Annotated in this window: 13 protein-coding genes; 7 read left to right on the forward strand and 6 right to left on the reverse strand. The window is 55.5% G+C overall.

Features of this window, described 5'->3' with window-relative positions; all coding sequences use genetic code 11:
• Positions 1-2: 2 nt before the first annotated feature.
• Together STHERM_RS07290 and STHERM_RS07295 are read right to left on the reverse strand one after the other, a co-directional pair.
• Positions 3-800: an ABC transporter ATP-binding protein gene (locus STHERM_RS07290; protein WP_041623765.1), complete on the reverse strand. Its 798-nt coding sequence runs from the start codon at positions 798-800 to the stop codon at positions 3-5.
• A complete protein-coding gene (locus STHERM_RS07295; RefSeq protein ID WP_013314246.1) occupies positions 790-1263 on the reverse strand; it encodes an oligopeptide/dipeptide ABC transporter ATP-binding protein in 474 nt (157 codons plus the stop codon). Before STHERM_RS07295 ends, STHERM_RS07290 begins: the two co-directional genes overlap by 11 nt.
• A gap of 195 nt (positions 1264-1458) precedes the next feature.
• Here STHERM_RS07295 and STHERM_RS07300 point away from each other — a divergent pair, with 195 nt between their 5' ends.
• Together STHERM_RS07300 and STHERM_RS07305 are read left to right on the forward strand one after the other, a co-directional pair.
• Positions 1459-2400, forward strand: coding sequence for an ArsR/SmtB family transcription factor (locus STHERM_RS07300; RefSeq protein ID WP_013314247.1), 942 nt, complete (start codon positions 1459-1461; stop codon positions 2398-2400).
• A gap of 57 nt (positions 2401-2457) precedes the next feature.
• Positions 2458-4380, forward strand: a complete 1923-nt coding sequence (locus STHERM_RS07305; RefSeq protein ID WP_081439514.1) for a glycoside hydrolase family 127 protein — start codon at positions 2458-2460, stop codon at positions 4378-4380.
• A gap of 86 nt (positions 4381-4466) precedes the next feature.
• On the opposite strand, the gene STHERM_RS07310 is transcribed toward STHERM_RS07305, so the two are convergent.
• Complete coding sequence (locus STHERM_RS07310; RefSeq protein ID WP_013314249.1) at positions 4467-6002, reverse strand: glycoside hydrolase family 43 protein; 1536 nt, start codon at positions 6000-6002, stop codon at positions 4467-4469.
• A gap of 313 nt (positions 6003-6315) precedes the next feature.
• On the opposite strand from STHERM_RS07310, the gene STHERM_RS07315 reads away from it, so the two are divergent.
• From STHERM_RS07315 to STHERM_RS07335, 5 genes are all read left to right on the forward strand, one after another.
• Positions 6316-7104, forward strand: coding sequence for a LamG domain-containing protein (locus tag STHERM_RS07315; protein WP_013314250.1), 789 nt, complete (start codon positions 6316-6318; stop codon positions 7102-7104).
• Between the two features lie 30 nt (positions 7105-7134).
• Positions 7135-8421 carry a hypothetical protein gene (locus STHERM_RS07320; RefSeq protein ID WP_148223888.1) on the forward strand — a complete coding sequence of 429 codons (1287 nt, stop codon included), beginning with the start codon at positions 7135-7137 and terminating at the stop codon, positions 8419-8421.
• A gap of 80 nt (positions 8422-8501) precedes the next feature.
• Complete coding sequence (locus STHERM_RS07325; RefSeq protein ID WP_013314252.1) at positions 8502-9239, forward strand: LamG domain-containing protein; 738 nt, start codon at positions 8502-8504, stop codon at positions 9237-9239.
• 165 nt (positions 9240-9404) lie between these two features.
• Positions 9405-10958, forward strand: a complete 1554-nt coding sequence (locus tag STHERM_RS07330; RefSeq protein ID WP_237223206.1) for an arabinan endo-1,5-alpha-L-arabinosidase — start codon at positions 9405-9407, stop codon at positions 10956-10958.
• A 40-nt stretch (positions 10959-10998) separates the two neighbouring features.
• Complete coding sequence (locus STHERM_RS07335; protein WP_237223208.1) at positions 10999-11967, forward strand: glycoside hydrolase family 43 protein; 969 nt, start codon at positions 10999-11001, stop codon at positions 11965-11967.
• 119 nt (positions 11968-12086) lie between these two features.
• Here STHERM_RS07335 and STHERM_RS07340 read toward each other — a convergent pair whose 3' ends face one another.
• The 3 genes from STHERM_RS07340 to STHERM_RS07350 form a co-directional block, all read right to left on the reverse strand.
• A complete protein-coding gene (locus tag STHERM_RS07340; RefSeq protein ID WP_237223210.1) occupies positions 12087-13151 on the reverse strand; it encodes a sn-glycerol-1-phosphate dehydrogenase in 1065 nt (354 codons plus the stop codon).
• Positions 13152-13287: 136 nt separating this feature from the next.
• Entirely contained in the window at positions 13288-14778 is a 1491-nt protein-coding gene (locus tag STHERM_RS07345; protein WP_013314256.1) for an alpha-N-arabinofuranosidase, read from the reverse strand.
• Entirely contained in the window at positions 14771-16276 is a 1506-nt protein-coding gene (locus STHERM_RS07350; protein WP_013314257.1) for an alpha-N-arabinofuranosidase, read from the reverse strand. The genes STHERM_RS07345 and STHERM_RS07350 overlap by 8 nt, the downstream gene beginning before the upstream one ends.
• Positions 16277-16711: the final 435 nt, after the last annotated feature.

The following is a 16711-nucleotide window of genomic DNA, read 5'->3' on the forward strand; positions in this document are numbered from 1 at the left end:
TGTTACTCGAGACTCCACTCGGCCATGAGCCTGGGAACATCAGCGAGAAGGCTCTTCGTGTACTCGTGTCGGGGGGCCTCTATCACCCGTTTCGCATCACCTTCCTCGCATATCTTTCCCCTGTGCATGATGGCGATCCGATCGCTCACATAGTAGGCAAGCCCCAGGTCATGCGTGATGAACACGATCGTCGTACCCCGTTCCTTCCTGAGGGAAAGCAACATGTCGAGTATCGTCGAGCGGGAACAGGCGTCTATCATGGACGTGGGCTCATCGGCGATGAGTACCCTCGGTTTGATGATGAACACCCGGGCGATCATGAGACGCTGCATCTGCCCGCCCGAGAGCTCGAATGGATACTTGTTGTAGATCTCGTGATAGGGGAGGTTTACGAAGGAGCACGCCTCCTCCTTGATCCTGCGCGCCTCTTGTTCCGAGGCCTGAATACCCGCCACCTTGAGACAGTCCTGGAGGAACCTGTCGACCCTGAAGAACTGATTGAAGGACGCGAAAGGGTCCTGGAAGATGGCCTGGACCTCGCTCCAGTAGGCCCTCCTCTCCCGCTGGCCTCGCAACCGCAACACCTCTCCCCTGTAGCGCACCTCACCGGAGCTCGGCCTGAGGAGCCCCAGGAATATCTTGGCCAGGGTGGTCTTACCGCTCCCGCTCTCCCCCACTATGGAGACGATCTCCCCTTCACGGAACCCTATGTTCACGTGGTCCACGGCGGCGAACCTTCGCCGCCCTATACCGAAATAGCGGGTGAGATCCACCCCTTCGAGCACGTATTCATTCCCCATGTGCATACCTCTCCTTGAGATCTTCTACATCGATGAGACATCTGTACATCCTCTTTCCTACGGGCCGCTCCGCCACCGCATGTTCCCTGCACGCGTCAAAGGCGTATGGGCACCTGTCGGCGAACCGGCATCCCCTTATCTCCTCCTTGAGGTTCGGCGGAGCACCCGGAATCGTTCGAATCGTGCGGGAGGAACTCATGAACTCCTCGTCCGGCACCAGGATGGAACCCATGAGGGCGTGGGAATAGGGATGAAGGGGATCGAATATCACCTCCCGGGCCGTCCCCTTCTCCACCAGCTGCCCGGCGTACATCACGGCGATGTCGTCCGCCACATGGTAGAGGAGTGGAAGCTCATGGGTGATGAAGATCATGGCCTTGATCACGCGCTCTCTCATGAGCAGCCTGAGCATCCGGATGACCGCCTTCTGGGAAGAGACGTCGAGTGCAGAGGAACACCACATGTTCCTGGAAACACAGCCATTCTCCTGCCTCCTTCCTCAGCCGTCTTCCCTTTTGTTAACAAATATGTTGGATGGTTTTTTACCTCGACATGAGGATCTCGTCGTGAGCAGGTACATTTCCGAAAATATGATAAATATCCGGTCTAAACTGTAGCAGGTTGTCACGGAGCAAAATAAAGAGTATAATAAAAGATCATGGAGAGAAGTGAAAAATTCTTACTCATCAACAGTTACGAAGATGCCCGCATCCTCAAGGCGCTTTCTTCGGAGATACGGATCAACATCCTCAACCTGCTGACCACCGAAACCCTGAATGTGAATCAGATCGCCGAGCGTCTCAAGCTCCCACAATCCACCGTGGCGACCAATATCGCCATCCTGGAAAAGGCGGGGCTCATCGAAACCGAGATAGTGAACGGCAAGAAGGGGAATCAGAAGCTCTGCCGCACCCGCTATGAGGAAATCATGGTCCAGTTCATCACGGAAAAGAAGCCTGAAGAGGACAACACCATAGAAGTGGAAATGCCCATAGGCCTCTATACCAATTTCCACGTGACGCCACCGTGCGGCCTGTGCTCCTCGGAAAGCATCATCGGCTATCTCGATGTGCCGGACTCGTTCCTCCTTCCCGAGAGAGCGAAAGCCGCCCTCCTGTGGTTCGAGACCGGATGGGTGGAATATCAATTTCCGAACAACAGCCTCTACCGGAAAGAGCCGCTCCAGAGCCTCGAAGTGAGTATGGAACTCTCCTCCGAGATACCCGGCACGAACAAACAGTGGCCCTCAGACATCACGGTATGGATCAACAACGAAGAGATAGGAACCTGGGAATGTCCGGGGGACTTCGGCGACAAGCGGGGGAAATATACCCCCGAATGGTGGAAGCTGGAGGGATCCCAGTACGGCCTGCTCAAGAACTGGAGCATCACCGAATCGGGAGCCTATATCGACGGGGTGAAGGTCTCCGACATAACCCTCAGCGATCTCGATATTTCGAAACACCACTCCATCAGGGTGAAGGTGGGAGTCAAGGAAGAAGCCTCCCATCCCGGAGGGGTGAACATCTTCGGACGGGGCTTCGGTAACTACGACCAGGGAGTCGTCTTGAGGCTCTATTTCAAGAATTCCAGAGGATAGGGAAACCACCGCAGATGGTTTTCTCTCTACTCGAAAAGAGCACTCACCATGAGTACCATGCCGCACACCTTTTTCCTTCCCAGGTACGTGCACCTCACCTCAGGATGTATGGCACGACCCCACAGGACCGTGATAGAGAAGGTGATTCCCTACCAGGAGAAGGTACTCAGAGACGAGGTGCCCGATGCCCCGAGCCACGCGATAGAGAACTTCAGGATCGCCGCAGGAGAATCGTCGGGGGAATTCCAGGGGATGGTCTTCCAGGACAGCGACGTGGCGAAGTGGCTGGAGGCGACCGCCTATTCTCTCATGGTCCGGCCGGATCCCGATCTTGAGAGGCGGGCCGACGAGGTGATCTCCCTCATAGGAAAGGCCCAACTGCCTGACGGGTACCTCAACACCTATTTCATCCTCACGGACATCGAAAAACGGTGGACCAACCTCGCGGAGTGCCACGAGCTCTACTGTGCAGGCCACATGCTCGAGGCGGCCATCGCCTACTTTCAGGCCACGGGAAAGAGGGAGCTCCTCGACATCATGCTCCGGTTCGTGGATCACATCGACTCCCGGTTCGGTCCAGAAGAAGGAAAACTGAAGGGATACCCAGGACATCAGGAGATAGAGCTCGCCCTCCTCAAGCTGTACGAACTCACAGGAGAAAAGCGGCATCTCGACCTCGCTTCGTTCTTCATCGAGGAGCGGGGTAGGCAACCGCATTACTTCGAGTGGGAATGGGAAAAGCGTGGGAGGACGTCCTTCTGGCCCAGATTCAGAGAGCTCGGTCATGAATACTCGCAATCCCATATCCCCGTGAGAGAACAAAGGGAGGCGGTCGGGCATGCGGTGAGAGCGATGTACATGTACACAGCCCTCGCGGATCTCGCACGCATCACAGGAGATACCCTGCTATGGGAAACAGCGCAGGCACTCTGGAAGGATGTCACCCGCAGGAAGATGTACCTCACCGGAGGGATAGGCGCCTCGGCTTTCGGGGAATCCTTCAGCATCGCCTATGACCTCCCCAACGATCGCGCGTACAACGAGACGTGTGCATCCATCGGGCTCTTCTTCTGGGCCTCGAGGATGTTGCGGAAGGAAATCGATGCCGAGTATTCGGATGTGATGGAGCTCGCGCTCTACAATGGAATCCTCTCCGGGATGTCACTCGACGGATCGAGATTCTTCTATGTGAACCCCCTCGAAGTGTGGCCAGAAGCATGCAGACACCGGGAGGATCTGAGACACGTCATGACCACACGTCAGAAATGGTTCGGCTGTGCCTGCTGCCCACCGAACCTCGCACGTCTTCTCGCCTCCATCGGGGGGTATTACTACTCAAGATCCGGCTCCTCGCTCTTCGTGCACTTCTACGGATCCAGCAATCTCACCATCGAGGACTGGGGAGTCACAGTGGAGCAGGAGACGGAGTATCCCTGGGACGGGGAGGTGAAGCTTTCCGTGATCGCTCGGGAGCCGAGGGAGTTCACGCTTTCCCTCCGCATACCCGGATGGTGCAATGACTTCTCGTTGGAGATGAACGGAGAAGCCTATACGTCGACACCCGAAAGAGGTTATGTAGCGATCCGGCGCACATGGAACGGCCGCGATACGGTGAGGCTCCGCCTCTCCATGCCGGTGATGAAGATCTACGCTTCTCCGGCCGTTCGTGAGAACGTGGGAAAGATCGCGTTGAAACGGGGGCCTGTGATCTATTGCCTCGAGGAAGTGGACAATGGGAAGGATCTCCAGGCCCTTGCAATCAAGAGGGACTCCTCCCCTGTCGCCCGCTACGAATCCTCGCTCCTGGGTGGGCTCACCACCATCACGGCCGAGGGAGTCCGGCTCACGGCGGACGACTCAGCCGCCCCGTATCACACGACTCCTCCCACGCGGTCTCCCGCATACCTCGTCTTCATCCCCTACTATGCCTGGAACAACAGAGGAGAGGGTGAAATGCGTGTGTGGATACGAGAAGAATAGGCATTCAGCAGGACGTGCAGCCATGAGATGAGGCCGCCCACTGGGGCGGCCTCTTTTTCAAACATCAAGGAAAGGTATCCTGTGTGTCAGGGCAAGAGGTACTTCACCGCCCAGACGGACTCGTTTCCGTCGGAGAGCGCCGAGATGGAGAGGGTGTCGTTCCCCGCCTCGTCCCGGGTATGAATGAGGAGCCCTCCACAGCGTACGCCACCCAATTGTAGATGAACAAAACCCGTGTCCGGCTCGTATGACCAGCTTCCCACATCCCTTCCCCTCCCGTCTCTCACGCGCCCCGAAGGAGTAAAGAGGTGCTCCTCCGCTCTCTTTATCACCGAGCTTATATCGGTTCCATGATTGATGAGCCAGTAGTACCCCGCCACCTCTTCTCTGCTCAGCCCCCTGGCGATCTCCTCTGAACCGTTATAGGCAAAAGGAGAGGCCACGAGCCACCCATCTCCGGTTCTGAACATGCGACGGACCCTCAGTTCGTGATACTCCGTACCATCATCGAAGCGTGTGTGATGTACGAGGAAGATCTTTCCATCTTCGTCGATCATGGCGGAGTTGTGTCCGGGAGCCATATAGGCTATCTCGAAGGAAGGGAAAGAGTAGTTCCCCATCAGCTTGACTCCGTATGGATAGTGGAAGCTCTTGCTCCTGTCCAGCGTGTCGCCCCGCTTGTCGGTATAGGGGCCGTCCGGGTACTTCGAGCGAAAGAGACGGATCTGGTACCCACCGTTGCTCTGAAGACTCCCATAGGAGACGAAGAGGTAGTAGTATCCCGTTTCCTCGTCAAAGAGTACATACGACCCCTCCACGGAGTTGTGGTAGCCTCCCGCAAGGTGCCTCCCGAAATAAGGATCGATTCCCTTTGCGGGATCTTCCCCGGGATGTATGGGATACCCCGTCCTCTTGTCCAGTTCCAGAATGAAGATACCGCCCGACCATGAGCCATAGACCATCCAGAGGCGTCCTTCCGCGTCGTAGAAGAGCGAGGGATCTATCGCATTGGGCCAGAGGTGATTGTTGTACTTGTTGAGATGAAAGTATCGCGCCACACCTTTTTCATCCACGAAGTCTCGCACGTTGGTTTCCGCAATGGTATCCGGAGTGAATCCGGAATAGATGATGGTATCCTGATATGTATAAGGCCCTTCCACCTCGTCCGCTGTGGCGAAACAGATATTCGACTTGATGTAGGTGGAAGTGGTACAGAAATACATCATCCACTTACCCATGACAGGATTGTAGATCACATCCGGAGCCCATACGGAATACCCACCCTGACTGTTACGCCCCACATACGTGAAGGCACGCATTTCACTGTCGAAAAGATTCGAGAAAAGGCGATTGTATTTCGACACACCTTGTGTCAAAAGTTCCCACCGGATGAGATCGGAGGAAACCGCGGAGACCATGTGAGAGCCAAAGACATAGTACTTACCCTCCGCCTTGACGATAGAAGGATCATGGACCGACACCCCCACCCGTAACGCGGATCTTCGGAGGGAGGAAAGGTTCGGTCGATCGGGTACACTGCTACAGGATGCCGTCATACCCAACACCCCAACGGTGATAACGACGAGGGAAACAAATCCAACACCTGTATGCCTCCATTTCATCAGGACGCCTCCTCCAGATTGTTATGCCTTTTATATCATAAAATCAAAACAAAAACCCCATAACCATCATCCATGTTAAAACACATGTCCATAATCTGTCAATCTCGAAACACCAGCACGTACGAATTTCGCACATCGAAGAATAGCAAACTATAAATAAAGACTTATTTTATTATTTTATAAAAAACTAAAATAATAATCCATACAAAACAAAATAATAGATCACACGACGGAAAAATTTGACAAGTCCGAAATCTCGAGTTACAATCATAAATATCAATATAAATCAAATATTACGGTTAGGAGGTCGGACATGAAAGGAGTGATGAAAAGCGCGTTCATTCCTGTCATCGCGACCATGATACTGGCCTGCGGTGAGCCAACCATCGGGAGGGAAGAGGTGGAAGCCTCTCAAGACAATCCAGTCACAACCACGCCTCTCAATCTCACCAATTCCACAGCACTGGTGGTACTACAATTCGAGAACACTCTCGAGGATGATTCTGGAAACAGTAACGATGCCACCATAGGTGGAACATCTCCTTCCTCATACTCCTTCATCACAGGCTATAGAAACACATCCCTCTATCTGGAGAACCCCGACAACACCCTGGGCTATGTGTATCTCACTCTCCCCGACAACCTGGTAGGCAATACCTTCACCATTTCCTACTGGGCCAAGGTGATCACCTGGAATACGAGCTGGGGAGCCATCGCTCACATGATATTCAAAGATAGCGGGGGCACGTGGGAAGGCTTTGTGAGTCATGGCAGCAACTCTGATACGAGTTTCTACGCCCGAAACCGCAGCGATCTGGCTAACGACTGGGGTGACATTTTCACGACCCTCCCATCGGCCGGGGAATGGTTCCATGTCACGGAGACCATGGATTCTTCTGGTGTAGCAACACTCTACATCAACGGTGAAGAGCAAGGCACCTACGATACCGCATATGAGGATTTCACCGCCGCCACTGTATCCATCATGTTCGGACAGGATACCTGGCAGGCTCAGGGGGTGATCCTCGATGACGTAGTGATCTACGACAGGGCCCTCAGCGCCTCGGAGGTGAGCGACCTCTGTGCAGGAATCCTTCCCTGACAAAAAACAAACCAACAGGAGGACACCATGATGAAGAGATTACGTGTATGTGCACTGGGACTCATCGTGGCATGTGTAGGAGGCATCCTGGCAGCTCAGCAGGTGACGTTTCACGGGTATGCAGACTATTCCAACTACCTCCTCACCACCTATGCCACACAGACCGGTAGTAAAGACTGGGAACAGTTCGAGTACGGAGCCGGGTTCGGTTCGTGGTACGGGGGCCGTACCGAAGTGAACATGTTCATGGACTCTCAGAACATCCATTTCGTCCTCGGGATACGTCTCGGCAACGATCTCGACACCTGGTACGATCTCTATGGCGATGACGTTCCCTTCTATCAGGCCAACGTCCGGATAAATCTTCTCAACAATCAGCTCGACATCCTCACCGGTAAGTTCGAGGAACAGAACTTCGGCTACGTCACCAATGACCTCGCATGGGGATTCATCTACGCGCACAACGTGGCCGATCGGGACGTAGGCCCCTACTTCACCGGGCTGGAGATCAAGCCCTACATGCTCGACGGGTTTTCGCTTCTCGTTGGCATACCGATACGAGCCTGGAGCACCAACGACGGCTGGGGATCCATGCCGGCCAACAACTACTGGCAGAACCTGGTAGATCAGTTCAAGATCAACATGAGGTACAGCCTCCCCATGGGTATCACGCTAAAAGCCGGGTATTACCACGGACTGTGGTACTCCGCTTCCGATTACAAGGGAGACGACGACGTGGTGAGAGAGGCCTATCTGAGCGCTGAGGGATTCAACTTCCTCGGATCGGGTTTCGATCTCGCCGCAGGCTACGACTTCCAGTACCGAACGGCTACAGAAGGAACGAAGCACAATATCAATGTCTCCGGAGCATACCGACCGGTTTCCTCTCTCCGCATTGCCCTCGGCAACAGATTCGCCTACGCGACCGAGTTCCACGACAATGCAAAAGAGATCTTCCTCGACAGAGTCGTACTCGACGCGCTCTACGACCTGCCACTGCCTGGGGTCCAGGTAGGACTCAGAGGGAACTTCACCTACATGTCGGACTCTTCCGGTCAGGTGGGCAACGTGATGAGCGGCGACAGCGACGACCTCGGATTCTCCACCAACATCGATGCCGCATACGTGCCCGCCAATCCCGCGGATGGAACCTCCGGAATGGCCATGGGCGGTGGGGTCTTCCCGTTCTTAAAGAAGAATTTCTCCAACGGGTACGTACAACTGGGGTATCAGATGCACATCAATTATTACGAATCCAAGACCTCGGTGAAGGCCATCTCCCACTACGTACCACTCAATATCGCCTTTTGGTTCTGAACAGACAAAGGTGTCCCCTGTTCTCCTGAACAGGGGACACACCATAAGAAATGGAACATTGGAATATCTGGGGAGGAAACATGAACAGTACGAGCGTCATCAAACCGATGGGGACGCTGCTCGTCCTCATCCTCGCGCTTGTGGGATGCGCCTCGATGGAAGAGAAAGGAGCACCCCTTACGGTGGACTTCGACCTCCATGCGAGGGCTGTCTACACCATGGAGCATATAGAGGGAAACACCCTGAAAGACGATTCAGGGAACGGACTGGATGCGATCATCAGGGGTAACCCGGCGACCACCGAAGGGAAGTTCGGGAAAGCACTCGTATTCGATGGGACCCAGACGTATATCGAACTCAAACCCGAGGTCCTGGAGGGTAAAGAGTGGTCATTCCTCGCCTGGGTGAATGCCGAGGCATGGCCCCCATGGGCCAGGATATTCGATTTCGGTGACGGCGCCACCGCCGACATGTGGTTCGGATTCAGCGGCGTGGAAGGTGTGATGAGGTGTGACATCTTTCATCCATCTGGTAGCGTGAAACTGCTCGGACCTGCCTTTCCCACGGGCGAATGGGTACATCTGGCCATCACAGTGAACGGGAGAGAGATGGTCATGTACGTCGACGGTAAGCGCATGGCATCCGGTTACACGGGACTCCTTCCTTCTCATGTAGAAAAGAAGAGACTCTACATAGGGGCGAGCAACTGGCCCGATCCGCTCTTCGTGGGAAAGATGGATGAGATCCTCATCGCCGACGCGGCATACACGGACCAACAGATCAAGGCCATCATGCAGTCGGGTATCCCTGTACGATAAGTTCCCTCCTCACACCCTGCCCCACCCCGGGGCAGGGGTTTTTCCTCAACGAACTGCAATGGGGCGTACTTTATGGGAAAGCACACCTTTTTTCTGACGTCATGGTCTCTCATCCTTCTCCTCTCATGCCGAGTGGGAAGTGAATACGCACCCACGGACACCCCTGTGGATGTCGGAGAAGATCCTGCAATCACAGAAAAGTACACACGTTCGATCGACATCTACGATCCCACGACGTGGGGACCTTTGAACGTCCACGATCCCGAACTATTCCAGGACGATGACGGCACCTTCTATGTGTTCTCCACCGATGCAAGCATTGGAAACACCTGGCAAGGAGGCGTCCAGGTCCGTCGATCGAAGGACCTCGTACACTGGGAATGTCTGCCTGAGCCGGCCCTCGGCATGTGGGACGAGGAGATGAAGGAGTGGCTCGGATTTCCCTCTGATGCAGAGGCCTATACCTGGGCTCCCTCGGTGGTGAAACTCAACGGCCGGTACTACATGTATCACGGCGTCATCGTGGAGGTCCCCGACAATGACAACCGCCCCCGCGCCTGGATCGGTCTTGCCATAGCCGACACGCCTACCGGCCCGTATCTCCCGGCCGACGAGTATGATCCCTCTACCTATTCCTGTTCCACAGTAGTCCGCTACACCTTCACGAGGACCCCCGGAACGATCGACGAGGATTGCCTCAACGAGAGCGGAGGAGACTGGTCGAAAGGGTTCGGAGCCATTGACCCCGAGGTGGTCTTCGATGTGGAAGGGAACATGTGGCTCACCTATGGCTCATGGAAAGGGGGGATCGCTATACTCCAACTCGATCCCACTACCGGCATGCCGATCAACGGTTATCCTGCGGATACCATAGAAAACGGATACGGGACCCTGATCGCGGGTGGGAATGGAATAGCAATCGAAGGAGCGTGCATCTTTCCATATGGAGACTACTACTATCTCTTCTACTCCCTGGGAGACCTCCTCTATGACTACAGTATACGGGTGGGCCGTCGTCCGATCTCCGAAGGCATCGCAGGACCATATTACGATTCCGAAGGAAGAGACCTCACTACACTCACGTGGGAGGAATCCCATAGGTACGGCAACAAGATCCTTGGTGCTCATCAGTTTGAAGGTCACTACGGGTGGAGGAATCCAGGGGGACAATCGCTCCTCATCACCCAGGATGGCAAGATTCTCATGGCCCACCATACGAGGACCACATTCAGAGAGAGCTGGTACTTCTATCTCCAGGTGAGGCAAATCTACTTCACTGAAGACGGATGGCCGGTGGCCAATCCCAACGAATACGCCGGGGAAACCTTGAGAGAGGTGAGCCCTACGGAATTCGCGGGGACCTACAAAGTCATCCACACGAAAAGAGGAACCAGTTGGGGATTCGTTTCAACCTATGAAGGTACCCAGAGCTCCGACGAAGTGAATCTGGAAGATGCGATCGAGACGGTATCCGAGAATGTGACCTTTCATTCGGAGGGGACGATTTCAGGAGCCTACCAAGGCACCTGGTCGATCTCGAACCACTACCACATCACCATCCAGCTCGAGGACAACCAAGGGACTCCCATTGGGACCTACAAGGGTATCGTGAGCGATGCCCTGGACTGGTCACGAACAGGTGATGTGGAGAGGCACACTCTCACCTTCACTACATTCTGCCCGGAAACGGGAGAATATTTCTTCGGCAACAAGGAGTAAGCCTATGAGAAACGCTCAGCATCACCTGCCTGCTGTCCTGGTGATCCTCTCGATTCTTCTTTTCTCCTATTCCACAGGGTGTCGCCTCCTCCCGGAAGGCGAGGTGGACCCTACCCCCTGGGACAACCCCATCATACGAGACATCTATTCAGCGGATCCTGCAGCACTTGTCCATGGAGATACGCTTTATCTTTATGTAGGACATGATGAGGCCCCAGAAGATGCAACCACGTATGCGATGAACGACTGGTACTGTTACTCCACGAAAGACATGATCCACTGGACCAACCACGGGCCGGTGCTCTCCGTTAGGGATTTCTCGTGGGCAGATGGTAACGTCTGGGCGGGACAGGTGGTATATCGGAACGGCACGTTCTACTACTATGTGAGTGTGTCCCAGAGTTCCACAGGGGGTATGGCGATAGGGGTAGCGGTTTCGGACAGTCCGACCGGTCCCTTCAAGGACGCCCTGGGAAGGGCACTCATTACCTCCAACATGACGAAGTTTTCCGGGCAACCGAGATGGAGCTGGGACGATATCGACCCCACTGTGCTCATCGATGACGACGGTCAGGCGTATCTGTACTTCGGCAACACCTACCCCAAGTATGTAAAACTCAATGAAGACATGATCAGCTTCGACGAAGAGACCGGTATCCAGCCTCTCCTCCTTCCCTTCGTAGCGGGACTTCCCTTTACAGAAGCCCTGTGGATTCACAAATACAAAGGAACGTACTACCTCTCGTGGGCTGCCGGATGGGAGGAACAGCTGGTGTACGCCACGAGTGACTATCCGACCGGCCCATGGAAACCCGGAGGAAAACTGATGACCCATGCGGAAAATTGCAATACGAGTCATCATGCGATCGTCGAGTTCAAGGGGAAGGGATACATCTTCTATCACAACGGTACGCTTCCAGGCGGAGGATCCTATCGGAGATCAGTGTGCGCCGAATATCTCACCTACGACGAGGAGGGGAACATACCTCTTATCTCCCCCTCACCTTGAAGAAGTCTCTCATAAATTTAAGGAAAGAGTAGTCTCATAACCTTAAAGAAGGACGTCCCAGGGGGGACGTCCTTCTGATTTTCGCGTGAGGTCGTCCTATGCATCACAAGTGCTCTTTCCTACTTTTCCCCCAGGTGGGATACCACATAGTCGGCCATGTCATCGATGAGGTCCATCTCTCGTGCCATCTGCAATATGGTGTACCTATGAGGCCGCAACTCACTCGCATGACGGATACTGTCATGGAGGAGGTTTCCATCGATGCCCAATCGGCCCGGCCTTATCTTCAATCCCGAGGAGACGAGCAAGGTATGCACCTCCGAAGGGGAAGGCGGAACAAGGCCCAGATCCGAGACCAGATCTGGAAGGCGCGCGTTCATGAAGGCATAGCAGTGGGCGATACACAGCGTGGCGACGCCTACGGCGGATCCATGGAAAAAGGGAGGCTCCACCCCCGCATCGAGGAGTCTGTACTCCCAGTAGTGCACGAGGTGATGTTCCGAGCCGGAGGCGGGACGGGAACTGCCCACGTATTCCATCGCAAGGCCGGAAAGGACAAGCCCCTCCATGAGGGCAGTAACGTCCACGGCTGTCGTCCCATCTCCGGATCGAAGGGAGTCGAGCGCCGCATCCACCGCCTGCTCCATGAGGGATGCTACTTCTGGACAGTAGTATTCCCCCCTCCTCCCGTGGGAGAGCCGCCAGTCCGTGAGGGCGGTCTTCTTTCCTATCATGTCTCCCACTCCGGCCCGGATCAATTCCGACGGTGCATCCTGGAGCACCCTCCGTGACGCAAAGACACCGAGCGGCACATGAGCGGGAAAGGTCTGCTTCTTTCCATCCACAAGGAGAGGGCTCACGGAAGATGCATAGCCGTCCATCGAGGGAGCAGTCGCCACCACCACATATGGGATGCCCAGCACGAACGAGACGAATCGGCATATATCGTTGAGAGTCCCGGAGCCCACGGCCACGATCATGCCCACCCCGGAATGTGCGGAAATCGTGAGCGATCCCACGGCGTGTTCATCAGGATGAAGTCTCTTCCGACCCGGAAAGACAAACGATCGAACGGATCGCCCCACGCGCCCCCTGAGCACCCGGTATAGCTCCTTCCCCTGTACCTCCCATGTGTACTCATCCGCCACGCACAACACATCCCCTTCCAGCTGGAAACCCTTCAAAAAGGAAAGGAGTCCCTCCTCACAGGAGGCTTCACAGATACGCACGCTTTGCACCTTGCTCTCATGCACCCTTCCACAGGCACAGACCCCCTCTCCCATCGACCCAGTCCTGGCCACCGGCCCCCCCGTTCCCACGTCACCCCCCCTTTTCCTCGGATGAGAAGCTCAAGGCCACGACGGATCTGGGAGGAAGGGCCGTCCGCACCACCCCTTCCTTCGAGACAACTCCTCCATCGAAGGGCCGGGGCATGACCCTGTCCGGATCTTCGAATGTATTGTGAGCATCGATCGTCTCCGCACTGAGGATACGTCCTCCCTGATAGGTGACGGCGGTGCCCATGAACTCGCAGGTGAGTTCCACCTGTTTCTCGTGATGGAGATTGCACAGGGTGAGGTGGATCCTCCCGCTTTTTCTCGATGCGGACGCGCTCACGAGAGGAATCGTCTCCTTTCCCATACGGTACTCGTCTCCCTCGTAACGGAGGGGAAGATGCTCCCCCTCCTGGTGGGGGGCATAGAGATCGAAGACATGGTACGTGGGGGTCAGGACAGTACGCTCACCTTCGGTGAGGAAGAGGGCCTGGAGCACGTTGACGAGCTGGGCGAGATTCGCCATCCTCACCCTGTAGGCGTGACGGTTGAAGATGTTGAGGTGGATCCCCGCCACCAGGGCATCCCTGATGGTGTTCTGCTGATAGAGGAACGCGGGATGGGTCCCCTCTTCCACCCGGTACCAGGTGCCCCACTCGTCCACGATGAGCCCCACCCTTCGTTCCGGATCGTACCGGTCCATGATCGTGCCGTGCCGCACAACGAGCGTCTCCATGAAGAGCGCCTTCTTGAGGGTCTCGAACCACTCCTCCTCGCCAAAACCCGTCGCAGCCCCTTTTTCCTCCCAGGTGCCCGGCACGGTGTAGTAGTGGAGGCTGAGCCCGTCCATGAGGTGGGCCGCCTCTCTCATGAGTACCTCGGTCCACCGGTAGTCGTCCACGTTCGCACCCGAGGCGATCTTGTAGATGGGCTCCTCTCCGTAATCACGGACATAGGTGCGGTACCGCCTGTAGAGATCGGCGTAGAACTCGGGACGCATGGTGCCCCCACACCCCCACGTCTCGTTCCCGATACCGAGAAACTTGAGCCGCCAGGGGGCCTCCCGGCCGTTCTTCCTCCTCCACTCCGCCATCTCGGAGTCACCGGAAAAGGTCATGTACTCTATCCATTCCGCCATCTCCTGCACGGTCCCGCTCCCCACGTTGGCAGCCACGTAGGGCTCACACCCCAAAAGCTCACAGAAGTCGAGGAACTCATGCGTACCGAAGTGGTTCGTCTCGATCACCCTTCCCCAGTGGGTGTTGACCCTTTTGGGCCGGCTCTCCCTCGGTCCCACCCCATCCTTCCAGTGATACTCATCGGCAAAGCATCCCCCGGGCCAGCGAAGCACGGGAATCCTTATCCTTCGCAGGGCCTCCACCACATCCTTTCGGTACCCTCTGATGTTGGGTATGGGGGAATCCTCCCCCACCCATATCCCTTCGTAGATACACCGCCCGAGATGTTCTGCGAAGTGACCGTAGATCTCTCGTGGAATCTTCCACGAGGGCTCCGGATACACTATGACTCTATTCATCACGCTTCCTCCTGAACCTGAGCACGTTCCACGACAGTCTGGGGAGAGCAACCGAAAAGACATCCGTTTTCATCGGTTCCACACGTTTCTCCCGACGGGGGTGCACCTTGTCCGGCTCCTCGAAGGTGTTGATCGCGTGGAGATCGGGGCCATCCAAGACGATATGCTCCACAAAGGAAACCCCATCGAAAGAACGGAAATCCAGCTCCACCTCCACGGGAACCTCCTGGGAGGTATTGAGCACGAACACCGTGATGTCACCCGAGGCCTCATCGTAGGTGGCGGCAGGATAGACTAAGGGCACCTCCTCATAGGTCCTCGTTCCATAGGTGGGCGCCTTCACGATGGGTTTGAGGGCCTCACCTCTTCCATACGCGGCAGCGAGCTGGAAAGGATGGTAGATGGTCTGTTTGATGGCCCTCCCCCCCCGTTCAGTATAGATGGGTGCGATCACGTTCACAAGCTGAGCCAGACACGCCATCTTGACCCGATCCGCATTGTTTATCAATGTAGCGATCAGCCCCCCGACCACCAGCGCATCGAGCAACGAATATCTGTCCTCGAGGATGGGAGGTGCCGTCTCCCAGGGCATGAGTTTCAGCTTCTTCTGATACCACACATTCCATTCGTCGAACGAGAGCATGAGCGACTTGGCGCTCCTCTTCTTGGCCTTCACGAAATCCGCCGTGGCAACCACCGCACGGATGAACCGATCCATATCGATGAAAGACGCCAGGAAATCGCCCACATCTCCCTCGTTCTCGTAGTAGCGATGGAGGGAGATGTAATCCACATGGTCGTAGAGGTATTCGAGAATCATCCTGTCCCATTCCGGGAAGGTGGGCATGAAGGAGGTGGAGCTCCCGCTCGCCACCAACTTGATCTCCGGATCGACCCACTTCATGATCTTCGCCGTCTCAAGGGCCTTCTTGCCGTAATCGTCTGCCTCGAGATGGCAGATCTGCCAAGGACCATCCATCTCGTTTCCCAGGCACCATACCTTGATCGAATGAGGATCCTTGTGTCCGTACTCGATCCTGAGATCGCTCCAGTACGTACCAGACGGGTGATTGCAGTACTCGATGAAGTACCCCGCCTCCTGAGGGGTACCGGTCCCGAGGTTGACAGCAGCCATCACATCCACACCCGCCTTGCGGGCCCAGTCCACGAACTCGTCTATGCCCACCTCGTTCGTCTCGATGGAATGCCAGGCGAGCTCGAGCCTCCGTGGGCGACGTTCTTTCGGCCCTATTCCGTCGGTCCAGTTGTAGCCGGAGACGAAATTCCCCCCGGGATACCTCACGATGGTGACTCCCAGATCCTTCACCAGCTGAAGGACATCCTTCCTGAATCCCTGCTCATCGGCATCCGGGTGCCCCGGTTCATAGATCCCGGAATAGACCGCTCGACCGAGGTGTTCGATGAACGAACCGTAGAGATACCGATCCACCTCTCCGATCACGAAATCACGATCGAGAATGATCTTCGCCTGTTGCATGATGCCTCCGAAATCAAAAGTATCTTATAGTGTGGAGCCTCACGAGATGCACACCATCCCCTCGTACCTACAATAGGGATTTCCTCCCGTCAGTTACGAAGGAGAGACGCACCCCAGGTGCCCGCTCGGACCCGTTTCCGTACGCTCCGGGCGCACGGTCATCGCAGTGCACGTGTGAGATCGACGCCTCGGAACCTCCTCTTTGGGAAGGATCGGGATTGCCTCATACACCTCTTCTCCTTGTCTCAACATCACCGCACGGAGGAAAAGGCTCCGTGTCCGGATTTTATCTGTTTTAATGTTCAATATCAATCTATTGGATACATTAGCCATATTATTATACCACCCCAGGGTCCGTGTCAAGGATATTTCACTCAGTATCAACTTTTTCGTAGAACACAGACACGCACACCTTGTCATCCCTGAACGAGATCA

The sequence above is a fragment of the Spirochaeta thermophila DSM 6192 genome (assembly GCF_000147075.1).
In the GTDB taxonomy this organism is placed as follows: Bacteria; Spirochaetota; Spirochaetia; order Winmispirales; family Winmispiraceae; genus Winmispira; species Winmispira thermophila_A.

Excerpts from the sequence above, each read along its gene's own strand:
- STHERM_RS07305 (WP_081439514.1), top strand. The coding sequence starts at position 2,458 with ATGCCGCACACCTTTTTCCTTCCCAGGTACGTGCACCTCACCTCAGGA.
- STHERM_RS07350 (WP_013314257.1), bottom strand. The coding sequence starts at position 16,276 with ATGCAACAGGCGAAGATCATTCTCGATCGTGATTTCGTGATCGGAGAG.
- STHERM_RS07315 (WP_013314250.1), top strand. The coding sequence starts at position 6,316 with ATGAAAGGAGTGATGAAAAGCGCGTTCATTCCTGTCATCGCGACCATG.
- STHERM_RS07345 (WP_013314256.1), bottom strand. The coding sequence starts at position 14,778 with ATGAATAGAGTCATAGTGTATCCGGAGCCCTCGTGGAAGATTCCACGA.
- STHERM_RS07295 (WP_013314246.1), bottom strand. The coding sequence starts at position 1,263 with ATGTGGTGTTCCTCTGCACTCGACGTCTCTTCCCAGAAGGCGGTCATC.
- STHERM_RS07320 (WP_148223888.1), top strand. The coding sequence starts at position 7,135 with ATGAAGAGATTACGTGTATGTGCACTGGGACTCATCGTGGCATGTGTA.
- STHERM_RS07325 (WP_013314252.1), top strand. The coding sequence starts at position 8,502 with ATGAACAGTACGAGCGTCATCAAACCGATGGGGACGCTGCTCGTCCTC.
- STHERM_RS07290 (WP_041623765.1), bottom strand. The coding sequence starts at position 800 with ATGGGGAATGAATACGTGCTCGAAGGGGTGGATCTCACCCGCTATTTC.
- STHERM_RS07300 (WP_013314247.1), top strand. The coding sequence starts at position 1,459 with ATGGAGAGAAGTGAAAAATTCTTACTCATCAACAGTTACGAAGATGCC.
- STHERM_RS07310 (WP_013314249.1), bottom strand. The coding sequence starts at position 6,002 with ATGAAATGGAGGCATACAGGTGTTGGATTTGTTTCCCTCGTCGTTATC.